Source organism: Pseudoalteromonas sp. SG41-5, assembly GCF_014164495.1.
GTDB lineage: Bacteria > Pseudomonadota > Gammaproteobacteria > Enterobacterales > Alteromonadaceae > Pseudoalteromonas > Pseudoalteromonas rhizosphaerae.
The window spans coordinates 13460-30922 of record NZ_JACJFH010000057.1 but is presented as its reverse complement, the minus strand read 5'-3'; the positions used below and the strand labels follow the sequence as shown (position 1 = coordinate 30922).

The window sequence follows — 17463 nt, the reverse complement described above, 5'->3', positions numbered from 1 at the left end:
AGTTTCAGTGCTTCTGCTTTAAATTCAGCAGAATGGAGAATACGTTTTTTCTTGTTTGTCATGGTTCACCTCATTAGTGATTGTACTCACTTAATTAGGTGTCCAAAACTGGTGGTGCGGATCAGTGTTACGGGAGTCATTCATCAAGTCTTTCACAAAGTACTTTGACATTTTAAAGGACATATTATGTTGACGAAGTATTTCATTGACCGAACATTCTAATGCAAATATTTCAGCTTCAGTAATCATTTTATGCACCTCCAATGTGCTTATTATATAATTCCAATAACTTCGAATTCAGTTCATCATCAGTAAAAGCAACAATATTACCGGCTGGCTTCGAATCATCTAAGCTTCCTATTCTCACTTCAAAATTTTCATTATCAAAACTATCTATAAAAATATGACTTCCTTTTTGTTCATCAAAAAATGATGCAAAGTTGTCTGTAATTGTCATATCAAATTTCATGTTTCTTCCTTGTAGATTAAACATCAAATAATAAAATCTAGTAACATTCTTGCCGATGTATGCAATAGCTTTGCAAATACTCCACGCGACATATTAAACGTTTCGCGAATATTGATTATTTCATCGGGTGAAATGGCGGGCTTATTTGCATCATTCATAGCATAAGTGAGTAAGGTTAGCTTGTCTTGTGCATGCGCTTAAATGTACGCAAATTACTTACACTTATTAAGTTAGCACTATGACGCGATATAAACCTGCTACCAGTGTGTAGCCGCAGGTTTATACCCCGTCAAATATATAATTTAGACGTTGGATAAAACTCAGCTGCGGAGCAAACCCTGTCGCGATATAAAATCACTGCTACATGGGCTGTTAGAAATGAAAACAAAAGTGCGGGATCTCTCCCGCGCTTCATTTTTCGCTTTAGTAATTTTGGTAATTACTTAGCCTGCCGTTTGTTCGTCACGGCTGCGTTTTTTGTCACCTTTTTTACGCATGTGTTTTTTAATTTCTTGGTACTTTTCACGTTGTTCAGCATTTAATACTTGCCATACTTGATGCTGCGTTTTTAGGTTAATTAAGCCAAATTGCTCGCCTTTGGTTTGGCGCTGCGCTAATAACTCTTTTGCTGCGGCTTCATCAAAGGCTGGCATATCTAACAATGCTTGCATTTGTGCCTTATGGGCAGCACGCTCTTGCTTCATGGCCTGTTTATCGTTGCCACGTAGCGCTTTAAATTGTGCTTTTTGCGCATCAAAAATGCTTTTTAACTGAGTTTGTTGTTGCTCAGTTAAATCAAGCTTTTTAACGCCACGCTCAGAGAGTAAAAAGCGCGCTTGTTTATGCTGTTGAGAATGGCCTGGTTTATGATCCATGCCCTCTTTTGCTATTACGGCGCCAGTGCCTAATGTTGCTGTCGCTAATCCACAAATTAATACTAGTTTAGAAACTTTACTTGAAATAGTCATAATCATTACCTTTGAGTTGCTTGTAACTTAGTGTCTGTTCAGTTGTTATATTCACTATAACTAACCAAGTGCAAAGCAACGCAAAGCAATGTAAAGGTTGTGTAAAGGTTCACTTTTAAGTGCGTTAAGGCGTAAAATGAAGTTATTCCAGCGTGGTTAAGGTGAGCAAATAATGAAGCTATTAATGATTGATGATGATACCGGTTTATGTGAGTTACTCTCAGAGTACTTAACTGCGCAAGGTTTTCAAATAGAATGTGCCCATGATGGCGAACAAGGCTTAAAACAAGCGCTTGAGCAAGAGTATGCATTAATTTTACTCGATGTTATGTTACCAAAACTAGATGGTTTTGAAGTATTAAAACAGCTTAGGCAAACAAAATTAACGCCGGTGATCATGCTAACCGCCAAAGGTGAAGACTTTGACCGTATTTTTGGTCTTGAACTAGGCGCTGATGATTACATTCCTAAACCATTTAATCATCGTGAATTACTCGCGCGGGTTAAAGCGATTACTCGTCGTATTGAACATATTACTAGCCTAGCAAATACCAGCAGTAATAAGTTAACCGTTAATAATATTGTTATAAATTTAGCTGCCCGCGAAGCGTATGTAGATGAACACCCGCTAAGCCTAACCGGTACTGAATATGAAGTACTTGCCTTACTGGTTAAACATGCAGGTGAAGTGGTCAGTAAAGAGCAAATAAGTGAAGAGGTGCTCGGTAGACGCCTAGCCTCTTTTGATCGCTCAATTGATATGCATGTGAGTAATATTCGTAAAAAAATTGCCGAGTTCAACAATGCAGAACGAATAAAAACCATGCGAGGGACTGGTTATGTCTTTATCCAAGGGGAGTAATAAAACTCGGTTTTCTTGGCTAAAACATCCTCAGCACTTTTTATTTTTCAAAATTTTTGTGTGGTTTTGGCTAACAGTAATAGGCACCATAACTGCATTGGTGTTTTTAAGTAACATTGCGACCAATCAAGTCAGTTATGAGAACTTACATGGGCCCATGCAGAAAAACTTGCAATACACGGCCAAAGGCATCGAACGTATGGTAGTCAAACATAATAAATCGATTGCCGAAATTTTAACTCATCCGCGGCTTGCAAAACAAAAGTTACTATATTTAAATTCAGATCAGCCAGATCACTCGCTCAGTAGCAGAGTACCATCAAGTGAGATTGATTTAAGTTTACTTAATTTCACTAAAAACATGCCGCCACAAATTATTTTTACCGAGTATTATCAAGCATTCGGACCGATAGAAATAAACCTTCCTGAGGGGCAATTTTACCTATACGAAATTGATGAGAATCATCAACCACCTTTTTTTATACGGTTAAAGCTGATGCCGATTTGGCTAAAAGTGATCATTGCTTTACTGGCTTCATTAACTTTAAGTTTTATATTTAGTCGTAACCTAATTGCACCTATTAATCACTTAAAGCAAGCTGCAATTAAGCTCTCTGACGGCGATTTAACCGCGCGCGCTGAAATTGATCCAAACAGGCAAGATGAACTGGGCGTACTTGGCCGTGACTTTAATAGTATGGCAACTCAGTTAGAGCAACTGATTTCTGCACAAAAGCGCTTATTGGCTGATATATCTCACGAGTTGCGTTCCCCCCTAACTCGCCTTAAAATGGCTACGGGTCTTGCGCAAATGCAGACCCCAGAAGAAAACCAAACCTATTTATTACGCATTGAAAAAGAAGCAAATCAGCTCGATAAAATGATCGCTGATGTGCTGCAAGTATCGCGCTTAGAGGCGAAAAGTCAGGCGCTATCGCTGCATCAACAATCCTTACAGATCATTATTGATCATGTTTTGAATGATGCGCAATTTGAAGCTAAACAGACCAATAAGCAATTAATTATAAATGGTCAACTCAATGTTGATATTTATTGTGACGAGAGTCTCATTGCCAGTGCGCTAGAGAATGTTTTACGCAACGCAATAAAATATGCAGAGCAAACAATCACCCTAACATTGAGTTTAAGTGATGCTATTTATATAGAGATCAGCGATGATGGCCCGGGCGTCGAACCGCAAAATTTAGCCAAATTATGTGAGCCATTTTTTCGCCAATCTGATGCACGAGACAGAACTAGCGGCGGTACAGGACTTGGCTTAGCAATTGCTAAAAATGCAATTGCCGCCCATTCTGGCAGTTTAACGCTGCATAATAAACAACCAAGTGGGTTATGTGTGCGTATCGCCTTACCTCTGGATAAACAAAAATAATCATGGCCATTATGTTTTACAGCACAGAGCAAAACTTACTTTCCCAACAACCTGAGATCACAGAGTTTTTTCAGCAGCAGTTGCACAAAGCGCAGCTGACTACCGATAATGGCGATTTATATTATGGCTATGTGATACCTGAGCATGCCAAGGCCGCTATTGTTATTTGCTCTGGACGCATTGAAGGATTAGATAAATACCAAGAGCTAATCTGGGAGTTATACAAAAATAACTATGCGGTGTTTATTATTGATCATCAAGGCCAAGGCCGTTCTTATCGCGCTTTAGCCAACCCTCATAAAGGTTTTGTTAATAAATTTAGTGATTATGCTGATGATTTAGCACTGTTTGACCGTTTAATTGTCAGTAAACTCTACCAAGGCAAAAAGGTCATCCTCGGGCATTCAATGGGCGGCGCGATTGCTTTTGATTTCCTAACCCGGTTTGAACATAACTACAGTGGGGTATTTTTGTCTTCGCCCATGTTTGATATTTTCACTAAAGGTATTCCCAAACCAGTTGCTAAACTTGCCGCTCGTATTGCCTGTTTATTTGGTTTTAATAAACACTATGCATTTGGCCAAGCAGATTATCTGCCTATTGCTTTTACACAGAACGACCTTACCAGTAGCGAAACTCGCTATGATTTATTTAGACAGACCTACCAAACGGATAGCGCGCTACAATTAGGCGGGGTGACTTACGGCTGGTTGAATGAAGCTTTTGGTTTTATGACAACTATTGAGCAACAACAGCTATCGATTCCACTTTTTATAGCCAGTGCTGAGCACGATACTGTGGTTGATAACCAAGCCCAATTAGCCTTAGTTCACCGTCAAAGTAATGCTATTTTACAAACATTTACGAATGCTAAGCACGAGTTACTGTTTGAACAAGACACCATTCGCAAAGCTGTGCTTAGCCGTTTTTATCAGTTTTGTGATTCATTAACTTGAGCGCGGCTATGACTCAATGACATTGGATCTTGATGGATCAAAATATCCATTTCACAATTAAATTCTTGTTGGATCATCGCCACTACTTCATCCGCTACATAATGAGCACGGATCAAGGGGAGTTGATCTTCAAGCTCTAAATGCATTTGAATAAACTTAATTTTACCACCTTGTCGCGTGCGTACATCGTGTACGCCAAATACATCGTTATGACTGTTAGCGATTGATATGATACTGGCTTTTTCGTCCTCAGGTAGCTCTTTATCCATTAAATGATCAGCGCTTTGCCTAGCAATATCCCAACTGTTATAAAGCAAATAACCTGCCACGCCAATGGCAAAAATAGGATCCGCGTACAGCATGTCATTTTGCGCAAGCAGTATGGCCAGCAGTACTGCTGCATTTAAAATTATATCGCCTTTGTAATGCACAGAGTCTGCTTTAACTGCAATGGACTCGGTATGCTTAATGACTTGAGTTTGTACATAAACCACCACTAAGGTGCAAGCAATCGCAAATAGACTAACCCATACCCCGAGCATTGAATGATTTAACACCACAGGATTAAACAATCGTTCAATACCATGAAACGCCAATAAACAGCCAGAGCCTGCAATAAATGCCGCTTGCCCTAAACCCGCCAAGGCTTCGGCTTTACCATGGCCAAAACGATGATCGTCATCAGCTGGGCGCAGTGCATAAAAGAGCACCATAAAACTCATTGCTGAAGCGGTAATATCCATCAATGAGTCGGTAAGTGATCCGAGCATAGACGCAGAGCCAGACGCAAGCCATGCCCAACATTTAGCAGCAATCATTAAACTCACCATCACCATAGTGACCACACTTGCTGTTTTTACCCAAAACTCATAACTGCGCTGATGCACGTTTTTGCCTATGCCTAAAGTGTTTACTTAAAATGAGTATATCATTTTTTTTATCTGTTTCGTGTATACTCTCGAACGTCAAAATGTAGATCACCAATAAGGCTCGTTATGCTTGATATCGTTTTATACCAACCTGAAATTCCACCTAACACAGGGAATATTATTCGCCTGTGTGCAAATACGGGCTATGCTTTGCATTTAATCGAGCCTTTGGGCTTTGAGTGGGACGATAAGCGCGTGAAAAGAGCTGGCCTTGATTACCATGAATTTAGCCATGTGCAACGCCATCCATCATTTGTAGCTTACTTAGAAAAATGCCAACCTAAAAAAGTATATGCATGTACCACTAAAGGCAGTCAGTTTCACCATCAAGCAAGTTATGAAGCGGGTGATTGTTTAGTGTTTGGCCCAGAAACCCGTGGCTTACCAGATGATATAATTCAATCACTACCTAATGAACAACGCGTGCGTATTCCTATGCAAGCTAACAGTAGAAGCATGAACTTATCTAACGCAGTGGCTGTTTTTGTTTATGAATCATGGCGTCAGTTAGGCTTTCCTAACGCGCAGTAAGTGATATTAAAATGCGCCTATACCATTGGGCGCTTTCTCCTCTAATTATCTTTAAAATTTAGCACCGCCTAGCGCAATAAATTTGCCTTGCGTGGATTCGCATTATTTCTATTCCTACACTATTCTAAATAAGTTCTTTTTAAACTGATTCAACGGATTGTAATGCGTTTTATCCTTCAAACATGCTGTTTTATTAGTATGTTATCTACTGTAAATGTAAACGCGAGTGTAGCTGAATTAAATGCGAATGAGCTTTCGCTACCCGCCATTAATGACTTTACTCAAGACCCGAGTAATGCGTTTTGGCTCGCAACTAATAAAGGGCTGTTTAACTACGACTCGGTGCATCTTTTTAGTGGCCAAGCACCGCCTTTTTCATCATTTGCGAATCAAGCCATTTTACAAGTAGCGACTTATAAATCCTGGTTATTAATTAACACTGAGCAAGGGCTGAGTTTAATCAACTTAATTAACAACCAGTTAATTCAACTAACCGCAACACCGCTAAAACAGCCGATATTAACCACCGAGCTCGGCTTTTACTTTCTATACCAAGGTCAGATCCACACTATAAAAGACGAAAAACTCCATTCCCCATTCGCCTTTTCAGAGCAGATCGTCGAACTCGCATTGGGATTTAACAACAGCCTATGGCTACATTCAGGTAGTAATTTAGTTAGTCACTTTGATTTAGCAAGTAATGCAATTACAGCTCAGCTCATCGTCCCCGCGCCTATCGCGCAGTTAAGTCCAAGTCAAACCTCAGCAGCGATCCTTATCAATACCAATAACGACCAACATTACCTGTTTAACAACACGCACTCTATGCAAGAAATAAAACTCCAGCATGCGCATGTTCAACAACTAAATTACTTTGATGATCAGCTCTATTATTTGCATAAAAATCGCGCTTATAAACATGATTTAACGACCAAAAACACGAATCCTTTGTTTTATAGTGCTCCTGCACGCTTTTTATCAATTAAACAAAACAACCAACAACTGTGGCTGCAAACTGCCACTAAAAGCTGGCTAAAGCTCCCTGCAATGCAAATTATCACAACCCCTATCACCGATAATCCTGCTCCGCGTATGCAGCAATACTTTGACATGTTGGAACAGTTAGGTAATTTTACACAACATAAAAAAATTATTACCATCGCTTATCTGCGCGAAGATAAATGGGCTGTTGCAACCGACACTGGTTTATATTTATACAGTGCCCGCAACCTCACTTTTGATTTATTAATAAAGGATCAAGTTGCTGCGCTGCATTCAACTGCCCCAACAACACTGTGGGTAGCAACCAAAAAGCAATTAATAAAATATGATTTTGCGACGCAGCAACAAAGCCAAACACTACCAATTAGTAACATTAATGCTTTAACATCCCTTAATGACGAGCAATATCTCGCAAGTGATGGTGAGCAATTATTTTATATTGCTAAACAACAGCTCACCGCCCTTGAGCTTGAAACTGAAGCCCTCGGGCAGATCAATGCTATGTATTATCAACGCAACTCTTCAAGGCTTTGGCTTGCGACAAGTAACGGCTTATGGCAGAGCCAATGGCAAGCACCTGAAAATTCTCAGCAAATAACACTTGAGATAAATTTTGATAAAGTAAGTACATTTAACACCACAGCCATTTACGAAGCACCACAAAATGCTTTGTGGATAGTTGATTCTCAAGCGATAAAACTCTACAAACCCAGCACTAACCTATGGGTTGAAAATGCCACTCATAGTATTGCCGCTTATATTGATGATTCTATTAGTTATGAGCAACTTCCAAAATCACTCTTTAGCGTTAGCTACCGTGATAAAATAATGTTGTTTGCGCCAACGGGTAATACTTTATTAGAAGTGCATTCAACACAAGTACCACCTCAAAACAGCTCTTTTTTAATCAGTCATCTGACTTTACACTATCAAGAGCAAGACCAAGACTATTACCACTTAGCAACCAACGCAGTAAATACCAGCCAACCGCTAAAAGGCATCTCTGTTTGGTTTAGCAGTAATGGCCTCTTACCTATGCAGCTCAATTACCGACTCGATCCCAATGGCGATTGGCTAGCACTGCCGAATGCTCAGACCATGCTGTCTCTGGCTAGTAATGCAAAGAATATTTATCTTGAAGTTAAAAACCTTAATCAAGTAAATAACGAGCCGTTAGTGTTAATGATTAAACAAACGGCTTTTGCCTTCCCTCACTGGATCAACCACCTCGTTTTAGCGGCTATTTTTGCTATTTTACTGCTGTTAATTGTTTATAGATTAAAAAGTGGTGCTAAGCATAATTTGGTCAACGCGTTAATGACGCAATCAAAAGATGCCATTTGGATCGCCAATGAGCAGTTTCAAATCACGAACATAAACCAAGCATTTACAACTATTTGTGGCTTTACTCTTGCTGATGTAGTGGGTAAAAAACCAAAAGCATTTACTGTAAACGGTCGCGATAAAAAATTAGAAAGCCTCATTTATAATGATCTAGAGGTTGATGGTTATTGGTCTGGTGAAATTTGGAATGTGCGTAAAGACGGGCAACCCTATGCCTTAGATTTATCGATAACCAAAGTAAAAACCCCTAACCTACGTACTAGTAGCGCGCATTATATTGGGTTATTTTCAGATGTAACTGCACGTAAGAATAATGAACGTGCGATGCTTAAATTAACCACTCGAGATTCTGTCACTGGGCTTTCCAATCGCACTATTTTTATTGAATCTGTAAATAAGGCAATTGCCAGCTGTAATAACAACTTCCCTAATTTACTGATTATTTTTATAGATTTAGACAATTTTAATAAAATTAACGAATCCCTTGGTCACGCAATCGGTGATGAACTATTAAAAGAAGTTGCGGGCAGACTCACTCGTAATCTTGATTCTGGTTATACCTTGGCCCGCTTAGGGGGAGATGAATTTGCTATACTCGTACCGCCCTATTTATATTCAGGCATGTCCGTCTTTTTCGCCAAAAAACTGGCCGATAATATCCTTAAACAATTCCAAACACCGTTTATGCTTGAGGGTATAGAGAGCTTTATTTCTGCCTGTTGTGGTATCGCCGGGTACCCAGAAAACGGTTATAACAGCGAAGCACTGATGCGCAGCGCCAATAGTGCGCTCAATCACGCTAAAAAGATAGGTCATAATAATTATCAATTTTTTGATAAATCTAAACACACAATTGATATGAATGAACTTAGTAAAGAAAGCGCACTTTTTCGGGCAATCGAACATCAGGACTTTCAATTATTTTACCAAGTAAAATATAACGCAGATAAAGATCAAATACATGGTTTTGAAGCCTTAGTGCGTTGGCCGCAAGTTGATGGCAGCATCATTAGCCCGGCTGAATTTATCCCCCTTGCAGAACAAAATGGCGCAATTATTCCACTCACTTTATTGCTAATGAAGCAGCTATTTAAACAACTAGAGTTATGGCGTAATGAAGGAGTAAGTTTTGGTAAAGTGGCAATTAATATTTCGGCTCTGCACTTTCAGCAAAGTAGTTTAGTCGAAACCCTCACTGAGTGTTTAACAAACTATGATGTGCCTGCACGCTGTGTTGAGTTAGAAATAACCGAAAGTGCCATGATGGATAACCCTGAATTTGCCCAACAGCAAATGAACCGCTTAAAAGCATTTGGCTTTACCATTGCGCTGGATGACTTTGGTACTGGTCATTCATCATTGGGTTATTTAAAACGTTTTCCAATCGATACTTTAAAAATTGATCGCTCTTTTATTAAAGATATTGTCGATAGTGAGCAGGATCGTAATATTACCGCGACAATTATTCGCCTCGCTAAATACTTACATATCGATGTTGTTGCCGAAGGAGTTGAAACTAAAGAGCAGGCTTATATGCTGCATGTTATGGGCTGTAATACGATGCAAGGCTATTATTATAGTCGTCCGCTTTGTGCTGAAAAGGTAGCTACTTATCTCGAAAAAAACAATCTGAGAAAACAATCTAATTTGATGAATGACTAAGTACCTTGTTAGTTATAAGATTAACTACCAGCGTTTATACAAACCCATAAACGCTGGCAGCTACAAGGCACTGTTACTCTGATTTTTGCTCGCGACCTAATAAAGCCATCGCGGCTTCTTTCACGTCTTTATTTTCATAAAGTACCTGATAGATTTGCTCAGTGATCGGCATTTCGATACCAGTACGTTGTGCAAGTAAATAGACTTCTTTGGTGTTGCGATAACCTTCGACCACTTGACCAATTGATGCTATCGCCTGCTCTACCTTTTCACCTTTACCCAGTGCTAAACCAAAACGACGGTTACGAGACTGATTATCGGTGCACGTTAGGATCAAATCTCCCAGCCCAGCCATGCCCATAAAGGTTTCTGACTTAGCACCAAGCGCGCAGCCTAACCGGCATAACTCAGCTAAACCACGGGTGATCAATGCTGTCCGCGCATTAGCACCAAAACCAAAGCCGTCAGACATACCAGCGCCAATCGCAATCACATTTTTAACCGCGCCACCGAGCTGAATACCAATAAAATCATTATTGTTATAGACCCTAAATGAGCGACCACAATGCAATAGTTCAGCTAACTGTTTTGCAAAGGCTGTTGATGTTGACGACACTGAAATTGCAGTAGGTAAACCCATCGCCATTTCTTTAGCAAATGTAGGGCCTGATACGACCGCAAGTGGCACATCATCACCTAATTCTTGCTGTGCAACCTCTTGCAAAAGTCGGCCTGTATCTGGTTCAAGCCCTTTGGTGGCCCATGCAACTTGTGCCCCTTCAAGTAATGAAGGCTTAATTTGCTGTAGCGTATCGCCAAATGCATGACTTGGCACAACAACCAAGATCACTTGGCTTGCAGTTACTGCGGTGTGTAAGTCGGCTTCAAGGTGTAAAGTGTCAGGAAAAGTGACATCAGGTAGGTAACGTTGATTTTTCCGCTCAGCTGCAAGCGTGGCAACGTCATCGCTATTGCGACCCCAAAGTGTCACTTGGTGACCGTTTCGGGCTAAACAAATAGCAAGGGCGGTGCCATAAGACCCCGCCCCTAATACAGTAACAGCTGAATTGGCTGTACTCATAAGTTATGCGTCTGCAGTTGCCTGTTCAGCTTGCGCTGCACGTTGCTGCATGTATTGAGCAAATAACGCATCAAAGTTCACAGGTGCAAGGTTAAGCTGTGGGAATGTACCACGGTTAACTAAGTTAGATACCGCTTCACGTGCGTACGGGAACAATACGTTCGGGCAGAATGCGCCAAGCATGTGTGCAAGTTGTACTTCTTCAACTTCAGCGATAGTGAAAATACCCGCTTGTTGAATTTCACATAAAAAAGCCGTTTCTTCACCGATAGAAGCTGTAACAGTCAGTGCTAATACTACTTCAAACACGCCTTCGTCTAATTTATTAGAACGTGTATCAAGGTCAAGCTTAACTTCTGGTGTCCATTCTTTTTGGAAAATAGCAGGTGAATTAGGCGTTTCAAAAGACACGTCTTTTGTGTAAATACGTTGGATCGTAAATTGTGCGCCAGTTTCTTCTTGTGCTGCTACGTTCTGATTTTCTTCGTTCATGATAATTCCTAACTTTTAATCGTTTTTATAATAAATGCTTAAGCGTTTAACTTAGCGTCAAGTTTGCCTTGGGCTTCAATCGCCATCATGTCGTCACAACCGCCGATATGCTCATCATTAATAAAAATTTGCGGTACTGTGCTCGCGCCACCTGCTTTGGCGATCATTTCGTCACGTAATTCAGGCTGTACACCAATGTCGATATTTGTAAATTGCACACCTTTATTTGTTAGCAACGCTAAAGCACGCTGACAAAAAGGGCAATACGCTTTGGTGTAAAGAACAACATTACTCATAACAATTCCTCTATCGGCCTAACTAACTTAATTAGCGACCTGTTGTCGTTGGTAGACCAGCACTTTGCCATGCACCCATACCACCAGATAAAACATAAACTGATTCAAAACCAGCTTTATGCATAGCAGTTGCGATACCTGAGGCTGTCATGCCTGTGGTACATACCAATATAATGGGTTTACTCTTAGACTTTTCAAGGCTTGAGAAGTCAGATTGTTTCGCTTTTTCAGGGCTAATATGCTCAGCGCCTGCTATACGGCCATTATTAAATTCTTTTTGTGCACGTATATCTACAACGACACCGTCTTCACGGTTAATTAATAACGTTAATTGTTGCGGATTTATTTGACGAATTGCTGAAAACTTACTTTTAAACCAGCCGCCCACGATGAGTGCAACTAAAGCAACCCAAGCTAAACTTAATATCGGATGATTACCGACAAATTCAATATATTGATCCATGCGTCTTCCACTATGAAAATTGTCCCGCGCCTGTAGCACTGGGGTTAAACGTAAGGGCAATGCCCTAGCCACGCAAGTATACGTGCTTGATTAGAAATTACCAGAGAGTGAAATATTTTAATATGTCCCTTTGATTGCTGATCATAACCACAAAACACGGTATGCTAAGGCTAAGCAGGAGCTAATTTTCAGGAACAAAAATGACACAACATAAAAAACCTCTCGTATTAATGATTTTAGATGGTTGGGGATACCGTGAAGATACCCAAAGCAACGCAATTTTAGCGGCAAATACCCCTGTTTTAGACGAACTTTGGGCAACTCGCCCGCACACCCTAATTTCTGCATCAGGTTTAGATGTTGGTCTTCCTGATGGGCAAATGGGCAACTCAGAAGTAGGCCACGTCAACTTAGGTGCTGGCCGTGTGGTTTATCAAGATTTCACCCGCATCACTAAAGCAATAAACGACGGTGAGTTTGCACATAATCCAACACTAGTTGAAAACATTGATAAAGCAGTAAATGCTGATAAAGCGGTGCATTTAATGGGTTTATTAAGCCCAGGTGGTGTGCATAGTCATGAAGATCATATTGTAGCTGCAATTGAATTAGCTGCAGCGCGCGGTGCTAAAGAAGTGTATTTTCATGCATTTTTAGATGGCCGAGACACTCCACCACGTAGCGCAAAAACGTCAATTGAACGTATTGAAGCGCTGTTTAGCAAATTAAACTGTGGTCGCTTAGCATCAATCATTGGCCGCTACTATGCAATGGACCGCGATAATCGCTGGAACCGAGTAGAGCAAGCTTATGATCTAATGGTCAGTGGGATCGCACAACATAGCTACGAAAATGGTGTTGATGCATTAGCTGCGGCTTACGAACGTGATGAAAACGATGAGTTTGTTGCTGCAACTACCATAGCAGCACAAGGCCAAGACGCAGTACAAATTAATGACGGTGATACGGTTATTTTCTTAAACTTTAGAGCCGACCGTGCTCGTGAAATGACCCGCGCATTTGTTGATAAAGACTTTGACGGTTTCGCCAAGAAAAAAGCCCCCGCACTAAGCGGCTTTGTTATGTTGACCGAATACGCAGCAGACATCGACGCACCAGCAGCCTTTGCCACAGTCCCTTTGACTAATGTATTGGGTGAATGGTTTGAAAAACACCATAAAACACAGCTACGTATTTCTGAAACTGAAAAATATGCACATGTGACGTTTTTCTTTAGTGGCGGACGTGAAGATGAATTTGAAGGTGAAACCCGCGAGCTGATCCCATCACCACAAGTTGCGACCTACGATTTACAACCTGAAATGAATTCAGAAATGCTCACCGATAAACTCGTCGAAGCGATTAAAAGCGGTAAATACGATGCAATTATTTGTAACTATCCAAATGGCGATATGGTCGGTCACTCAGGTGTATTTGAAGCCGCAGTAAAAGCCTGTGAAGCAGTCGATCAATGTATTGGTCGTGTTGTTGCTGCCCTTGAAGAATTTGGTGGTGAAGCATTAATTACAGCTGATCACGGCAATGCTGAACAAATGGCTAACCTTAAAACTGGCCAAGCGCATACCGCACACACCAGTGAACCGGTTCATTTCATTTATGTTGGTCGTGATGCAACACCAAGCGAAGGCAAAGCCCTCAGTGATGTTGCGCCAACCATGTTGCACTTAATGGGCATGGAACAACCAAGCGAGATGACTGGCACACCAATCATGACATTGAAATAAACCATGAACAAAAGTATTAACCCATTAATTTTTAGTACGCTCGTTGTTACTGCGTTAATACTCACTTCATTAGTGACGGCCCCTGCCGTCGCTAATGAAGATCGTACTAAAAAAGATCTCAGCGAAATCCAAACAGCATTAAAGCAAAGCCAAGCTGAACTTGCCGCCCAGCGTAAAGACATCGAAAAATCGCAAAAGAACCTGCAACAGCACGAACTCGAGATCGCAAAAAATGCCAAGGCACTGAATATTGCCGAGCAATCAATTCGCGATACTGAAAAACAACAACAGCAGCAACAGCAGCAAGCTGAAGCACTTGAGGAAAAACGCCTAGAGCAGCAACATGCACTCGCCGCACAAATTAAAAGTGCCTATATGTCTGGCGGACATGACTACTCTAAAATGCTATTAAATCAAGAAAATACTGCACAGGTTGAACGCACCTTAAGTTATTATAATTACCTCAACAAAGCGCGTATTGAGCAAATTGATGAGTTAAAAGCACTCCTGATTGAAATAGCGGATGTACAAACCGAACTTGAAAAAACCAAGCAACACTTAGTTGTGCTCCATAAAGAGCAAGCCAATCGTCATCAAGCACTCATTGCAGCGCAACAACAACGAAAAGCCAACATCAGTGAATTAAAAACCAAGCTTAGCTCAACCAAAAACTCAATTGATTACTTAAAAGATAATGAAAAAACCCTAGTAGCTACCTTGCAAGAACTTGAAAAAGAAAAAACTAAAAAGGTTGAGTTGCTGGGCCTATCAGCCAGTAAAGGTAAATTAAACTGGCCAACAAAAGGTAAAATTGAGCACAGCTTCGGCCAACATAAGCACGGTGGTATTGACTGGAAAGGCGTATTAATTGGCGCTAATGAAGGCAATAATGTGCATAGCGTCCACAACGGTCAAGTCGTGTTTGCTGATTGGTTAAAAGGCTACGGCTGGGTTATTGTTATTGACCACGGTGAAGGCTTTATGAGTTTATACGGCCATACTCAAACCTTACTAAAAGACGTAGGTGATATAGTACGCCAAGGCGATATTATCGCTTTAGTTGGTCAAAGCGGCGGACAAGCAAATTCTGGTCTATACTTTGAAATACGCCACAAAGGACGCGCAGTAAATCCTGTAACATGGTGCAGACGCATTTAATTGATTAAACAGCTGCACCCCACTGGGAGCAGCTGATGCTAAATACACAATTACAAATACAGCGGTTACAATACCCTGCTTTTAATCGCATTCTAATAAGCTATTTATTACTCGTTAGCGTTTTTTTGTGCCTAAGTTTTAATAGCTTTGCAGTGACCTCGGTGGGCGATTTAAAAAGCCAACAAAAAAACGAAATCCTCTTTAATATCCATGCCTATTATGTTGAAGACTTAGCTTTACAACAAAGCTTTGAAAGCAGCCAACAATTTGAAGCCCTGCTTGCACAGCTAGACCCATACTCTAAGTACCTTGATGAACACGAGTTAGAAGCGCTATTTAGCAGCACTAACGGCCGCTATACAGGCCTTGGGATTGAAGTAAAACAGCAACAACAAAAAATTATTATTGTAAATACGATCAAAGATTCTCCCGCAGCCATTGCCGGAGTACAAATGAATGATGTGCTACTTGCCGTTAATCAGCAAACGGTCGCACATAAAGACATCAATCAAGTTGCACAAATGATTAAAGCGAGTGACACAGCAACGGTTACCTTAACGATTGAACGAGGTAATTCACCACAAGCCATTTATTTTACTCTGACTAGATCAGAAATTAACTTAGAGAGTGTCACCAGTTCATTATCAGAGTTTGGTATTGGTTATTTGGCAATAAATAGTTTTACCAATCACACCTTGCATGATGTTGCGCGGCAAATAACAGCACTGCAAAGCCATTACGGTAATCCACTTACAGGCTTAGTGCTCGATTTACGCGACAATCCAGGCGGCACATTACAAAGTGCTGTAGCGGTATCGGATCTGTTTTTACAAAGTGGCACCATAGTCACCACCAAAGGTCGCTTTTATGATGCAAACCAGCACTTTCGCGCCAAAAAAGGTGATATTTTAAATGGTGCGCCAATCGTGGTACTTATTAATGAAAACTCGGCCTCAGCAGCAGAGATTTTAGCCGCTGCACTTAAAGACAATCACCGTGCCACACTAATTGGCAGCCAATCATTTGGCAAAGGCTCTGTGCAGTCTCTGATCCCATTAGGCAATGGTAATACAGCACTAAAACTAACCACTGCAAAATACTTTACCCCCTCAGGACAATCAATTGATGGCATTGGCGTAACCCCTGATGTGGCGATTAATCAATCAACCCTTTCGCAAATTGATAAAGTAGTTATAATAAAAAACGAACAAGGAAATGACGATCAGCTATGGTCACGCACAGACTCAGCTGATCCACTGTTATTAAAAGCACAGCAGCTATTAACTATGAAATAAAGCTTTTAGCTCACTATAAAAAAGATAATAAAAATTATAAACGTGAAAAAATTAACTTGGTTGTTCTGGCTTTTTTTTAGCTTGCCTACGCTTGCCGCAAATAAGCAAATAGCGATTGTAATTGATGATATTGGCAACCATCAACGCGACCTCGAAATCCTAAATTTACCAGGTAAAATATCGTTCTCGATTTTGCCTCATACCCCGTATTCGCAAATTTTTGCGCGCTTAGCCAGTAAATCAAATAAAGAATTACTGCTACATATTCCCATGCAAGCACTCGACAGCAGCAAAGCACTAGGCCCCGGCGCACTTACCAGCGATATGAGCAAAGAACAATTACAAATCACCCTCGGCAATGCGCTTGCAACCTTACCTCAGGTGAAAGGTGTAAATAATCATATGGGCTCAGCACTTACTCAAGAAAGCCTGCCCATGAAATGGACTATGGAGGTGCTGAAAAAGCGCAACCTGTACTTTTTAGATAGCCGCACCACAGGCTTAAGCCAAGCGCAAAATGTTGCCAACTTATATGGCGTTGAAAATGTCGGCCGCCATGTGTTTTTAGATAATATTCCCAATGAGAAACAGTTACAATTTCGCCTCAACGAACTAAAGTATAAAGCCGAACGTTATAACTTCGCCATCGCGATTGCCCACCCTTACCCTGAAACCATTGAATTTTTACAGCGCATGCTACCCGAACTTGAACAACAAGGTTTTGAACTCGTGCCGCTATCACAACTAGTAGAACGTAAATATATACAACTCGCGCAAGCTGATCATAAAGGGGTTAGTGCGAGGTAGGCTCTATAGT

Annotated in this window: 16 protein-coding genes; 9 read left to right on the top strand and 7 right to left on the bottom strand. The window is 40.8% G+C overall.

Translation table 11 applies throughout. The annotated features are described in order from the left end of the window. Positions 1-250 precede the first annotated feature (250 nt). Both H5232_RS14830 and H5232_RS14825 read right to left on the bottom strand, forming a co-directional pair. Entirely contained in the window at positions 251-469 is a 219-nt protein-coding gene (locus H5232_RS14830; protein ID WP_182762516.1) for a hypothetical protein, read from the bottom strand. Between the two features lie 443 nt (positions 470-912). Further along, positions 913-1437 carry a Spy/CpxP family protein refolding chaperone gene (locus H5232_RS14825; protein WP_182758393.1) on the bottom strand — a complete coding sequence of 175 codons (525 nt, stop codon included), beginning with the start codon at positions 1435-1437 and terminating at the stop codon, positions 913-915. A 172-nt stretch (positions 1438-1609) separates the two neighbouring features. On the opposite strand from H5232_RS14825, the gene H5232_RS14820 reads away from it, so the two are divergent. From H5232_RS14820 to H5232_RS14810, 3 genes are read left to right on the top strand one after another with little or no spacing between them, the layout of a single operon-like run. Further along, positions 1610-2299, top strand: a complete 690-nt coding sequence (locus H5232_RS14820; protein WP_149982148.1) for a response regulator — start codon at positions 1610-1612, stop codon at positions 2297-2299. Next, a complete protein-coding gene (locus H5232_RS14815) occupies positions 2277-3692 on the top strand; it encodes an ATP-binding protein (protein ID WP_182762514.1) in 1416 nt (471 codons plus the stop codon). The genes H5232_RS14820 and H5232_RS14815 overlap by 23 nt, the downstream gene beginning before the upstream one ends. An 11-nt stretch (positions 3693-3703) precedes the next feature. Further along, positions 3704-4648 (top strand): alpha/beta fold hydrolase, encoded by a 945-nt coding sequence (locus tag H5232_RS14810; protein WP_149982162.1) that lies wholly within the window; start codon positions 3704-3706, stop codon positions 4646-4648. Here H5232_RS14810 and H5232_RS14805 read toward each other — a convergent pair. Beyond that, entirely contained in the window at positions 4624-5535 is a 912-nt protein-coding gene (locus tag H5232_RS14805) for a cation diffusion facilitator family transporter (RefSeq protein ID WP_149982150.1), read from the bottom strand. The genes H5232_RS14810 and H5232_RS14805 overlap by 25 nt on opposite strands. A 108-nt stretch (positions 5536-5643) precedes the next feature. Between H5232_RS14805 and trmL the strand changes: the two genes are divergently transcribed. Together trmL and H5232_RS14795 are read left to right on the top strand one after the other, a co-directional pair. Then, positions 5644-6108 (top strand): tRNA (uridine(34)/cytosine(34)/5-carboxymethylaminomethyluridine(34)-2'-O)-methyltransferase TrmL, encoded by a 465-nt coding sequence (gene trmL, locus H5232_RS14800; protein WP_182785280.1) that lies wholly within the window; start codon positions 5644-5646, stop codon positions 6106-6108. A 162-nt stretch (positions 6109-6270) separates the two neighbouring features. Beyond that, a complete protein-coding gene (locus H5232_RS14795; RefSeq protein WP_182739741.1) occupies positions 6271-10116 on the top strand; it encodes an EAL domain-containing protein in 3846 nt (1281 codons plus the stop codon). 73 nt (positions 10117-10189) lie between these two features. On the opposite strand, the gene gpsA is transcribed toward H5232_RS14795, so the two are convergent. The 4 genes from gpsA to H5232_RS14775 are packed head-to-tail and all read right to left on the bottom strand — an operon-like array spanning position 10190 to position 12448. Further along, positions 10190-11197: an NAD(P)H-dependent glycerol-3-phosphate dehydrogenase gene (gene gpsA / locus H5232_RS14790; RefSeq protein ID WP_145235238.1), complete on the bottom strand. Its 1008-nt coding sequence runs from the start codon at positions 11195-11197 to the stop codon at positions 10190-10192. Between the two features lie 3 nt (positions 11198-11200). Beyond that, positions 11201-11689 (bottom strand): protein-export chaperone SecB, encoded by a 489-nt coding sequence (gene secB / locus H5232_RS14785; RefSeq protein ID WP_145235236.1) that lies wholly within the window; start codon positions 11687-11689, stop codon positions 11201-11203. A gap of 38 nt (positions 11690-11727) precedes the next feature. Beyond that, the gene (grxC, locus tag H5232_RS14780; RefSeq protein WP_145235234.1) at positions 11728-11985 is read right to left on the bottom strand and encodes a glutaredoxin 3; all 258 of its coding nucleotides are present in this window, start codon (positions 11983-11985) and stop codon (positions 11728-11730) included. A gap of 31 nt (positions 11986-12016) precedes the next feature. Continuing rightward, positions 12017-12448, bottom strand: coding sequence for a rhodanese-like domain-containing protein (locus H5232_RS14775; protein WP_149982153.1), 432 nt, complete (start codon positions 12446-12448; stop codon positions 12017-12019). 200 nt (positions 12449-12648) lie between these two features. Here H5232_RS14775 and gpmM point away from each other — a divergent pair, with 200 nt between their 5' ends. The 4 genes from gpmM to H5232_RS14755 are packed head-to-tail and all read left to right on the top strand — an operon-like array spanning position 12649 to position 17453. Then, positions 12649-14193, top strand: coding sequence for a 2,3-bisphosphoglycerate-independent phosphoglycerate mutase (gpmM, locus tag H5232_RS14770; RefSeq protein ID WP_182717197.1), 1545 nt, complete (start codon positions 12649-12651; stop codon positions 14191-14193). 3 nt (positions 14194-14196) lie between these two features. After that, complete coding sequence (locus H5232_RS14765) at positions 14197-15351, top strand: murein hydrolase activator EnvC (RefSeq protein WP_149982155.1); 1155 nt, start codon at positions 14197-14199, stop codon at positions 15349-15351. A gap of 35 nt (positions 15352-15386) precedes the next feature. Continuing rightward, positions 15387-16646 (top strand): S41 family peptidase, encoded by a 1260-nt coding sequence (locus H5232_RS14760; RefSeq protein WP_182762511.1) that lies wholly within the window; start codon positions 15387-15389, stop codon positions 16644-16646. Between the two features lie 42 nt (positions 16647-16688). After that, complete coding sequence (locus H5232_RS14755) at positions 16689-17453, top strand: divergent polysaccharide deacetylase family protein (protein WP_182831129.1); 765 nt, start codon at positions 16689-16691, stop codon at positions 17451-17453. The last annotated feature ends 10 nt before the right edge of the window (positions 17454-17463 follow it).